A 10,356-nucleotide genomic window follows, 5' to 3' on the forward strand; every position below is an offset into this window, starting at 1 on the left:
TAGAATTCTATTATCGTGCGCTTGACTGAGTTCTAAATATAATCAAAAATGACACAAAGTGAAACATCACATTACAGAACATTAAATTTCATTTCGAATGAAAGTCTGTTTAATGCCTGACAGATAAACACCGCGTGTTAATTGATATGATGTTTCGTGTTAAAAACAGAAATGGAATTCCCCAAAATAATTCGAGTTGCATGAAGGCGGCAAGCGAGGGAATCCCGATGAGCTTACTAAGGTAAGTGATTCGGGTGAGTGAACGCAGCCAACACATATGCAGCTCGAAGAATGAAGGGGATATAAAGCGTGATATAGGGATATCGTTAACGCATGTAATAAGGCTTCATAAAATGAAGAAGTTTTTTGTTTTTATCCTGGGTTGTTTATCTGTACATTCTGTTAATGCAGAAAGCTTACCGAATACCGTCAAGCAAGCGTTATCCACTCATCCAGAAGTGAACGCTTCGGTAAATAGCCGCTATTCGGCGGAACAAGATTTACGTGCGGCACGCGGCGGTTATCTCCCTTCTTTAAATTTAAATGCCGAAGCGGGTCAAAAGAACCTCGATGACGCGACGACACGTGCCGGTGGTGATAATAACGGGATGAATCTTTCCCCGAATGATGCCACCGTCAGTCTTGACCAGAATGTCTTCGACGGCTTTGCCACCACCAGTGAAGTGGGCCGCCAGAAAGCCACCGTTGATTCGCGCGCCTTTAGCGTGATGAATATTAGCGAAACCACGGCATTAGAAGTGGTTCAGGCTTATCTCGATGTGTTGCAACGCGAAGAATATGTTCATTTGGCGCAAGACGATTTAGCCAACCATGAACGTATCTACGACCAGATTCGTTTGCGCACCGATCAAGGCGTGGGGCGTTCTGGCGACTTAATGCAGGCAGAAGCTCGTCTGGCACAGGCTCAAAACAATTTACTGACTGAGCAGACCAACCTTGAAGATGCCAAAACATCGTTTACCAGCGTGACTGGCAGAGAGCCAGAAAACCTGAGCTTGCCTGAGAATATTGCGGCTGAGCTGCCGAAATCCCTGAAGGACGCTAAACAGGTGATGGAAGCCAACAACCCGCTGTTGAAATCGGCTAACGCCGATATTGAAGCCGCCCATCAGCAATATGAAGCTTCAAAATCAACGTTTTATCCGCGTGTTGATGTTTCCCTTGCCCATAGCGTGAGTAACGATACCGATACCACGCGTGCCCATGCCGAAGAGTGGCAAGCGATGGTGAAACTGCATTACAACTTGTACCAGGGCGGTAGCGATAAAGCCACGATGGATTCCCGTGCTTATTTGCAAAAACAAGCACAGGACGTGAGAAATAACACGCTGCGCCAAATGAATCAGGAAATTGGCCTGGCATGGACGGCATTAAAAAATGCCCGCGACCAATTACCGGCAGCGGCAGAATATGCCGACCGCAGTGTAAAAGTGCGTACCGCTTATCAGGATCAATTCAGCCTCGGCGAACGAACACTGCTGGATTTATTAGACAGTGAAAACGAAGTGTTCTCATCTAAACGCCGCCTGGTTGAATTACGTTATCTGGAAATATCGTCCGGCTACCGAATTTCCGCGCGCATGGGTGAATTATTAAAAGACCTGAAAGTTAGCCCAACGCCAGCAGCTCAGCCAATTGATTCGGCGAGTAATAATACGTTGCCAGAACTTAATTAATTTCGCGTTCAATGGTGGATGACGCTGCGCTTATCCACCCTACAAAAATGTTTCGCGTAGGTCGGATAAGCGCAGCGTCATCCACCCGACAAAAATGTTTCACGTAGGTCGGATAAGCGCAGCGTCATCCACCCGACAAAAATGTTTCACGTAGGTCGGATAAGCGCAGCGTCATCCACCCGACAAAAATGTTTCACGTAGGTCGGATAAGCGCAGCGTCATCCGACAAAAATTATTTCGTTCATCCGACAAAACTCATCAATGAATTTACAAGTTGAACCCATGAATACAATGACAGAGGCTCCTCCACTGGAGGAGTCGCATTATCATGATCCGCGCAGCCGCCATGACGATCCCCTACTCGATTGCCTGCTGGTGCTTTGCACTTTGCATGGTAAATCGGCAAGCCGTTCAACTTTAAGCAGTGGCTTGCCGCTGGAGAACGACCGCCTGACGCTGACCATTTTGCCGCGTGCTGCGGCACGTGCCGGGTTAAAAGCGCGCATCATTAAACGCACGCTTAATAAAATCCCGGTCATGTCGCTACCGGCGATTCTGATGCTGCGCGAGGGTGGAGCTGCGGTATTGCTCGGCTGGAACGCCGATGGTTCCGCGCGTGTGATGCCAAGCGAAAGCGAAGGTGGTGAAATTCGCGTTGATGCGTCAATCCTTGAAGAAAGCTACACCGGACAGGTGATTTTTGCCCATCCGCGCCATGAGTTTGATTTGCAGTCTGAATCCTTCTTGCCGCGCACCAAATCCTGGTTCAAAGATACGCTGATGCTGTCGCGTTATCTGTATATGGATGCGGTGCTCGCCAGTTTGCTGATCAACCTGATCGCGTTGGGCACGCCGCTGTTCACCATGAACGTGTATGACCGCGTGGTGCCGAACCATGCCACGGTGACGTTATGGGTGTTGGCGGTCGGTATTTGCCTGGCGTTCGTGTTTGATTTGATCTTAAAAATGCTGCGCGGTATTTGTCTCGATATTGCCGGGAAAAAGAGTGACCTGATTATCTCTGCCACGCTTTTTGAGCGCATTACCGGCATGGAGATGAAAGCCCGCCCGGCGCGAGTCGGCAGCTTTGCACAGAATATTCATGAATTTCAGTCGCTGCGCGATTTCCTCTCTTCGCTGACGCTGACCACGCTTATCGACTTGCCGTTTACGCTGGTGCTGTTGCTGGTGATCGCGATTATCGGCGGCTCGCTGGCGTGGATCCCGCTGCTCACCTTCCCTATCGCGCTGCTGATCAGTTGGGCGTTGCAGAAACCGGTGAATGCCGCCGTTGCCAAAACCATGAGCCTGGCCAGCGAACGCCAGGCATTGCTGATTGAAACACTCAGCGGCCTTGATGCGATTAAAGTGAACAACGCCCAGAGCGAGCGCCAGTACCAGTGGGAACAGACGCTTGGCAGCTTAAGCCGCCTGGAATTGCGCGTCAAAACGCTGTCGAGTTTTGCCAGTAACCTGACCGGTTGGTTCCAGCAAATGTCCGGCGTGCTGATGATTATTGTTGGCGTGTATATGATTATTGGCGGCAAGTTGAGTATGGGTGGCCTGATTGCCTGCTACATGCTGAATGGCCGCGCGCTGATGCCAATGGGGCAACTCACCGGTTTAATTGCCCGTTATCAGCAGGCGCGACTGACCATCAACAGCACAGAAAAAATGATGTCGATGCCGCAAGAACGCCGCGAGCATGAGCATCCGCTGAAACGCGAAAACTTCCGTGGCAGCATTGAGTTTAAAGACGTCGATTTCAGTTATCCCGAGCAGAAAAACCCGTCGCTGCACAAGATAAACCTGACCATTCAACCGGGCGAACGCGTCGGTATTATTGGCCGTAGCGGTTCCGGCAAAAGCTCCATCAGCAAGCTCATCATCAACCTTTACCAGCCTTCCAGCGGCAATATTTTGATTGATGATGTCGACGCCCGCCAGCTGGACGTTAACGACCTGCGCCATAGCATTGGCTACGTTCCTCAAGATATTCAGCTATTTAATGGCACGCTGCGCGATAACCTGGTCACTGGTGCGCGTTATGTCGATGACGAAACTATGCTGCGCGCCGCTGAGATTGCGGGCGTGAGCGAGTTCGCACGCATTCACCCTGATGGCTACAACCTGCAAGTGGGTGAACGCGGGATGCAGTTATCCGGCGGGCAACGCCAGGCGGTGGCGCTGGCACGAGCATTGTTACTCGAGCCGCCAGTTTTGTTGCTCGATGAGCCGACCAGTTCAATGGACAACACCAGTGAAGACAAGATTAAACAGGCGCTGGTGCCGTTTGTTGCCGATAAAACCTTGTTACTGGTGACTCACCGGGCGTCGATGCTGACGCTGGTTGATCGCCTGATAATTGTAGATAAAGGACGCATTATTGCCGATGGCCCGAAAGCCATTGTGATGGATGCGCTGAAGAAGGGGCAAATCAATGCGTCTCGCTGAGTTAATTTCCCGTTATCGTGAGCCGCTGCGCCGCTATTTTCAGGGGCGCGATGAAAATCAGGCTGACAATATTAATGAGGTAAGTCATGCACTTATTGATGATTCCCCGCGTGTTATCCGCCTGACGCTATGGACGATTCTGGCATTAGTGGTGCTGGCATTCATTTGGGCGGGTTTCGCCAGGCTGGACGAAGTGACGCGTGGCGAAGGCAAGGCCATCCCTTCTTCTCGTCTGCAAAAAATCCAAAACTTAGAAGGCGGTATTGTTACGGAACTGTTTGTTCATGAAGGGCAAATCGTTGAAGCCGGAACACCGCTGCTGCACCTGGATGATACGCGATTTGCGTCAAACGTCGGCGAAACCGAAGCGGACAAGCTCGGCTTACAGGCGAAGATTGACCGTCTGACCGCAGAAGCGGAGGACAAAGACTTTGTGATTTCAGATGACATCGTCAAGCTCGCCCCACAAGTGGCGCGTGGCGAAGTTGATTTGTTTAACAGCCGTCACCGCCAGTTCCAGAATGAGATTGAAGGCTTGCAAGAACAACTGGTGCAAAAACAACAGGAACTGCGCGACCTCAAGTCGAAACAGGATCAGTACAAACACAGTCTCGGTTTGCTACAACAAGAGATCAAAATGTCTGAGCCGTTGCTGGCGTCTGGCGCGATTTCTAAAGTCGAGATCCTGCGTTTACGCCGCACCGAAGTAGAAACTAAAGGGATGCTGGACTCTATTACGCTTTCCCTGCCGAAGTCTGCGTCGGAAGCGAAAGAGATTGAGAACAAGATTGGTGAAAGCCGTAACCGCTTCCAGAGCGATGCGTTATCGCAACTCAATGAAGCGCGCACTAACCTGAGTAAAGCCGAAGCAACGGGCAAAGCACTGGAAGACCGGGTGAACCGCACCATGGTGGTTTCACCGGTGCGCGGTATTGTGCAGCAGGTGATGGTGAATACCATTGGCGGGGTTATCCAGCCAGGCAGTGATTTGGTTGAGATTGTTCCGCTTGATGACAAGTTGCTGATTGAAGTGAAAATTCAGCCGCGCGATATCGCCTTCCTGCACCCAGGACAGCATGCAGTGGTGAAATTCACCGCTTACGATTACACCACGTATGGCGGCCTGAACGGTGAGCTGGTGCAAATTAGCCCGGATACCGTCACCGATAAGCAAGGCCACAGTTACTACGTTGCGCGCCTGCGAACCGATAAGAATTACCTTGGGAGCAAAGAGCACCCGATGTTGATTATTCCGGGGATGGTGGCGACGGTTGATATTCTGACGGGTAAGAAGTCGATTCTGAGTTATCTGCTGAAGCCGATTATTCGGGCAAAGGCTGAGGCATTACGGGAAAGATAATAAAAAAACCGCAACGGGTAACGTTGCGGTTTTTTACCAGAATCGTAGGTCGGGAAGGTGTTGCGCCCCCGACATTACGAATTAAAATTACAAGACGCCAACTTCCCACGATTCAAAGACAATTTCTCCTCGTTCACTAACTCCTGCAAAACCTTATGAATCGCGCTGCGCGAGATATGGTTGCGGCTCAGGATAAAGGTATATACCGAGGTTTTTTCGCGGATCTCAGGTTCAAGAGACCAAATATGCTTCACATGTTCCGTCACAATTTCGCGGATAGTTTTATGAGAACGCATATTTTCACGCTGGAAGTAGCGCTGAAGATGGCTGGTTAAAATATCAAACGCGTGAATCCATAAGCTCTTTTTCGTCAGCAGCTCATTGGCATTCGCGGTGCTCATGACCCACATTTCACAGTCAGAATCACATCGTAAATAATGCGACGCCACTTCACTACGCATCTGCGCCAGACCAAGTATTGCTGGAGCTGCGAGGCTTATCGTGACGAGATCATTTTCGACTCGGTATACGGAGACTGTTCCTTTCTCCAGGAAAAATAAATTGCCGTCCTTTCTTAGCTCAATGCGCTGACGTTTTTTTCGCAACGAAAAATACGCATTTTCCGATCTTTTTAATTCATCGCCAATGAGCATGACCGATTCATCTACGTTAAGGCTGGACATCAATTTCTCTTACTTAGATTGTGGATATAGATTATCTCCATTCACTGAGTGAAGGAGACTGCCCTTAAGCAATTTGATAACTCATTACTCTTCACTTATATCAATATAGGATATAAGGGCAAACCTGCACTTAATAAGCCAACGTTTTTAAGGTCGCTGCCAGGCGACTTTAAATGATCAAACTTATAGTTTACCTGGTAAAATAATACGCAATAACTCACCCATTGTTATAAACAGAGGTATTTAGCGGTGAGTAAAGGCGAGTAAAACACTCAGGTATTATATTCTAGCGGCACAATCGAGTGCATTGACCGTGAAGAACATCTTCCAGGTGTCAACTTTTATGCCGTTATGTGTCTGAGTATATTTATCTGCGGGTTTAACGTAATGTTTTTCATCTTTGCGGCGGGATCTTTCTCTTTGCAATTAAAAAAGAAAACCTAAAAATATGTAACACATTGATTTAAAGCTAGTTTTAATGTTCGTTATGTGTGTGTTATTTGTTAGTAGTATTGTGAATAGCTGAAATAAAGCGCAACGCGGTGCAGGTCAGATGAAACATAAGGTTATTCCCTGCACCAATATGCTTATAATGACACGTGTAAATACCAGCCTGAGTTAACGAGCATGCCCGAAGCAGATAATCTGTTTTATCTCATTGAAAATAAAATACTATTCATCCCTGCAAAGCAGTCTCTGGTGCATATGGATAGCCACGAACAGATAAAACTCAAGCCAACTGCTGCGTTATGCCTTTTGTTGCTGCTCAGAAACCATGGTGCCATTGTCACGCAGAATGAGTTGCTCGCGTTCGCATGGGGAGAAAGCCACAGGCAGGTGAGTTTTAACGCGTTTTATCAAAGCATTCTTTCTTTGCGAAAAACTTTTGCGCAAATGAATGTTGAGAAACAAATAATCACCACGGTTCCACGTAAGGGTCTTATCATCCAGCGAGAAATAAGCGTGGAAGAACAGCAGGACCCAGTGCCAGAAGCACAACCGGAACCATCACCCTCAGAAACCATTACTGAATCGCTACCTTATAAAGCGACAAATGATAAGCGTTCTATTTTAAATCTGACGGAATGGTGGATGATTATCGCCACCGTGATAATCATCGGCATCATTATCTATCCCCGCGTATTCAACGAACAATATTTTTCCGGCTATGTTTCGCCAATGAAATATGATGGACAATGCCATTACTTTTTCAATGGAGATTCCAGTAATCATCTCCGCCATAAGGAATTCATCCAGCAACATCCTGATATGTGCCAGGACGATAACTACCTCTATATCACTGCGTATCCAGAAACAAAAAATATTTCAGTCATTCTATGCACCACCAGTATGGAGTTATCACGCGGTAATTCCTGCCAATCCGTCTATTATCCTCGGTACGATAGTCAATGAAGATATTCACCGCGATCTCCTCACTCCGAACCCAGACGCGCGTCATTTTTTTAGTCTGCGTCGCGATTGTAACCGGCCTGGCGGTGTATCTTTATCAACCGCCCAATGACGCACGACACAATCTCGTCTGCCGTGCGACGTTACAGATAAACAGAGATAAGGCTTCTTTCCGTGGGATTATCGATTTTAAATCCGGCGACGGCAAAGGCATTGCCCACATTAACGGCATCATTAATGTAAGTGCCCAGGAGGAGTATACCGTCCAGCGAACCATCCTCTTTACCCATGCGGATTATGGGCTCAGCCCTGTCTGGGTATCTCGCCAGATAATCGTATCAAACCGCGAAACCGCGCCTTCAGGGGTACTCCAGCAATTCCTCCCTGACTTTTATCTCAAAAGTGCTGGCGTGACAGATATCGATATCTTTACCCTGAACAAAGATGCCGATCTCATCACCCGCGAAGGTATTCCCTATTTATACTGCCAGAAGTACATGTTGCCTGAGGACGAGTAAGATTTGCCCAGGATAATATTGCCCCCTGGTGCCAAGGTGATATTTATCCTACCTAAGTACAAAGCTATTACATAACGCTATTACGCTGCGGGATAATTCAGTTTATAATAAATAAGCATGCCTCCTGAGAGTAAATTTTAAGTTAAATATGTTATTTAATTATGATATTTCATTAGTTTTACTCGCTATAATTATTTCGGGCATAGCTTTTTATGTCTCTTTTTGGCTATGTAAAGCAGGCGCGCGTAAAAAACATTATTGCTGGCCTTTATTTAGTGGCCCAACAATGGGCTGCGGGATATGGGTTTTGCACTATATGGTGATACAGGCACATCATCATAGCCACGTTATTAATTATAACATTCAAAAAACACTGGCCTCATTGCTGATCGCTATAGTCGGTTGCTCGCTGGGGTTTGTGTGTTTTTTATTCAAAAGACTGCGTGGGCAACACTATCTTCTGCCTGCTTTAATCTTTTCTGCGACAGCCGCTTCTATGCACTATTTGGGGATGGCCGCTATCATCAATGCAGGCGATTGGTACGTCAGCAATACTAAAATCATCCTGTCGTTGATTGCGATTTTTATCACATCGTTAGTCATGTTGCGCCTGACCCATCTCATGTTGGTCATTACCAACAAAAATGATATTTATGCCAACTTCTATCGACTAAGTGCCACTCTTACGTTGTGTTGTGGTGTCGCCATCATGCACTTTTTAGGGTCATGTGACATCAACATGGGCTCTATTCCGATGTCATCAATGCCTAAGGATGACTATATCGAAAATACCATCGCCATGACATTGATCGTACTTGTCGCGCTGGTATTTCTGCTGGCAATATTTATTTGGTTTGTTAATTTTAAAGAACATTTAAGTAATGAACTACTCAAGCGCGAGTTAATTAAAAAGAACTTGCAGCTTAAACAAATGACACAGCATGATTCATTAACGCAATTGCCCAATCGGCTGTATCTGCAAAAACATCTGAATACCCTTTTCACCAACCAGACAGACCTGTTGTTTATCATGTTTATCGACCTGGATGGGTTTAAACGCGTCAACGACGTCTGGGGTCATGCGGTGGGGGATGAACTGCTGGTGAAAATTTCACAAACCCTCAAAGAAAATATCAGTCGCGAAGGCTTTGTCGCCAGAATTGGCGGTGACGAATTTATTGTCGTCGTTTGTCAAAAAGATAAACAAGTGGTTATTCAACTGGCGAATAAGTTGCTTGCGCGGATTGCTGATAACTATGAGCTTTCAGCCACTAGCGTAGATTTTATCTCTGCCAGCATTGGCATCTCCATTTACCCGGAGCATGGTAATGATGTCGCCACTTTGCTTAAAAAAGCGGATGTCGCGATGTATTACATCAAAAATCGAGGAAAAAATAGCATCACATTTTATGATGAAATAGAGATGACATTGCCGAGTTAATCGGCACTTAAAAACGAAGAGCAGTAAAGAATTAGCACAACCGAGTAGCAAAATACTCATTCTTAAGCAATGGATGCTTGTGAATCACTCCAAAACCTGGATTTAGTGAAGAAAAGCTAACATTGATGATGAAACTTTCTACAGCATATAACAGATATAAAGATAAATGGTGGGCGTTGCCCCTGGTGCTACCGTTTATGCTCTACCCCATCACCCAGTATTTGAGCACCTATGGCACGGTGGATGGCTTTGAAATCCCGTTCTTTTATCTGAACATGGCTCTCACCACCATCCTGACGGTGATTTATGGTTTTAAGGCACTGCCCGGGATCATTCTGTGTATCTTTTACCGCGTTTACCCGGACCGTGGTTTAGAACCCGCGTTAATGTCGATACTGCACTATTTTACCTCAGTAGCGATCTGTTGCGCGGGGTACTATTACTTTACTGGTAAAAGAGGCCGCGCAAGTTTTGGGCGATATAACCTGACGTGGCAACGCATTTTTTGGCTGGTAGTGGTTAACGCTACGCTATTTCTTAATTATTTTCATGCCGAGCTCTATTTAGGGTTATTCGGGATGAATCCGTCCATGATGTATGTCAGCCCTTTCACGACCCGAACATTAATCAACTATCAGGGTATGTTAGTGGGGAATATCATTGGTTTGCCGATGCTATATCTGGTCATTCGGTCGATTAGAACCCCTGCCTACACATTGAAATATCTGAAAAAAATTCGTCATCAGGTGGCCAACGATTTGCGGTTGCCGGAACTGACATGCTTAGTCTGTTC

General features: G+C 46.9%; 8 protein-coding genes. 7 read left to right on the forward strand and 1 reads right to left on the reverse strand.

Annotated elements, in window-relative coordinates; all coding sequences use genetic code 11:
* Positions 1-353: 353 nt before the first annotated feature.
* The 3 genes from MES37_RS10015 to MES37_RS10025 all read left to right on the forward strand — a co-directional run bounded on the left by MES37_RS10015 (position 354) and on the right by MES37_RS10025 (position 5,511).
* Positions 354-1,697, forward strand: coding sequence for a TolC family outer membrane protein (locus MES37_RS10015; protein WP_064543689.1), 1,344 nt, complete (start codon positions 354-356; stop codon positions 1,695-1,697).
* Positions 1,698-1,979: 282 nt separating this feature from the next.
* Positions 1,980-4,151, forward strand: coding sequence for a type I secretion system permease/ATPase (locus MES37_RS10020; RefSeq protein WP_202914349.1), 2,172 nt, complete (start codon positions 1,980-1,982; stop codon positions 4,149-4,151).
* Positions 4,138-5,511 carry an HlyD family type I secretion periplasmic adaptor subunit gene (locus MES37_RS10025; RefSeq protein ID WP_064543685.1) on the forward strand — a complete coding sequence of 458 codons (1,374 nt, stop codon included), beginning with the start codon at positions 4,138-4,140 and terminating at the stop codon, positions 5,509-5,511. Before MES37_RS10020 ends, MES37_RS10025 begins: the two co-directional genes overlap by 14 nt.
* A gap of 74 nt (positions 5,512-5,585) precedes the next feature.
* On the opposite strand, the gene MES37_RS10030 is transcribed toward MES37_RS10025, so the two are convergent.
* Positions 5,586-6,194: a helix-turn-helix domain-containing protein gene (locus MES37_RS10030; protein WP_064543683.1), complete on the reverse strand. Its 609-nt coding sequence runs from the start codon at positions 6,192-6,194 to the stop codon at positions 5,586-5,588.
* A 627-nt stretch (positions 6,195-6,821) separates the two neighbouring features.
* On the opposite strand from MES37_RS10030, the gene MES37_RS10035 reads away from it, so the two are divergent.
* The 4 genes from MES37_RS10035 to MES37_RS10050 form a co-directional block, all read left to right on the forward strand.
* Positions 6,822-7,607 (forward strand): winged helix-turn-helix domain-containing protein, encoded by a 786-nt coding sequence (locus MES37_RS10035; RefSeq protein WP_121814961.1) that lies wholly within the window; start codon positions 6,822-6,824, stop codon positions 7,605-7,607.
* On the forward strand, positions 7,604-8,122 hold the full coding sequence (locus tag MES37_RS10040) for a hypothetical protein (protein WP_064543679.1): 519 nt from the start codon (positions 7,604-7,606) through the stop codon (positions 8,120-8,122). The genes MES37_RS10035 and MES37_RS10040 overlap by 4 nt, the downstream gene beginning before the upstream one ends.
* Before the next feature lie 148 nt (positions 8,123-8,270).
* Positions 8,271-9,563: a sensor domain-containing diguanylate cyclase gene (locus MES37_RS10045; RefSeq protein ID WP_237931230.1), complete on the forward strand. Its 1,293-nt coding sequence runs from the start codon at positions 8,271-8,273 to the stop codon at positions 9,561-9,563.
* A gap of 125 nt (positions 9,564-9,688) precedes the next feature.
* Positions 9,689-10,356 (forward strand): MASE1 domain-containing protein (locus tag MES37_RS10050; protein ID WP_237931233.1); only part of this gene is annotated, 668 nt, incomplete at its 3' end.

Origin of the sequence: Buttiauxella sp. S19-1 (assembly GCF_022134725.1) — a bacterium.
Taxonomy (GTDB): Bacteria; Pseudomonadota; Gammaproteobacteria; order Enterobacterales; family Enterobacteriaceae; genus Buttiauxella; species Buttiauxella ferragutiae.

What these genes read in the sequence shown, in the direction of transcription:
- MES37_RS10015 (WP_064543689.1), top strand. Translation starts at nt 354, where the DNA reads ATGAAGAAGTTTTTTGTTTTTATCCTGGGTTGTTTATCTGTACATTCT.
- MES37_RS10020 (WP_202914349.1), top strand. Translation starts at nt 1,980, where the DNA reads ATGAATACAATGACAGAGGCTCCTCCACTGGAGGAGTCGCATTATCAT.
- MES37_RS10025 (WP_064543685.1), top strand. Translation starts at nt 4,138, where the DNA reads ATGCGTCTCGCTGAGTTAATTTCCCGTTATCGTGAGCCGCTGCGCCGC.
- MES37_RS10030 (WP_064543683.1), bottom strand. Translation starts at nt 6,194, where the DNA reads ATGTCCAGCCTTAACGTAGATGAATCGGTCATGCTCATTGGCGATGAA.
- MES37_RS10035 (WP_121814961.1), top strand. Translation starts at nt 6,822, where the DNA reads ATGCCCGAAGCAGATAATCTGTTTTATCTCATTGAAAATAAAATACTA.
- MES37_RS10040 (WP_064543679.1), top strand. Translation starts at nt 7,604, where the DNA reads ATGAAGATATTCACCGCGATCTCCTCACTCCGAACCCAGACGCGCGTC.
- MES37_RS10045 (WP_237931230.1), top strand. Translation starts at nt 8,271, where the DNA reads ATGTTATTTAATTATGATATTTCATTAGTTTTACTCGCTATAATTATT.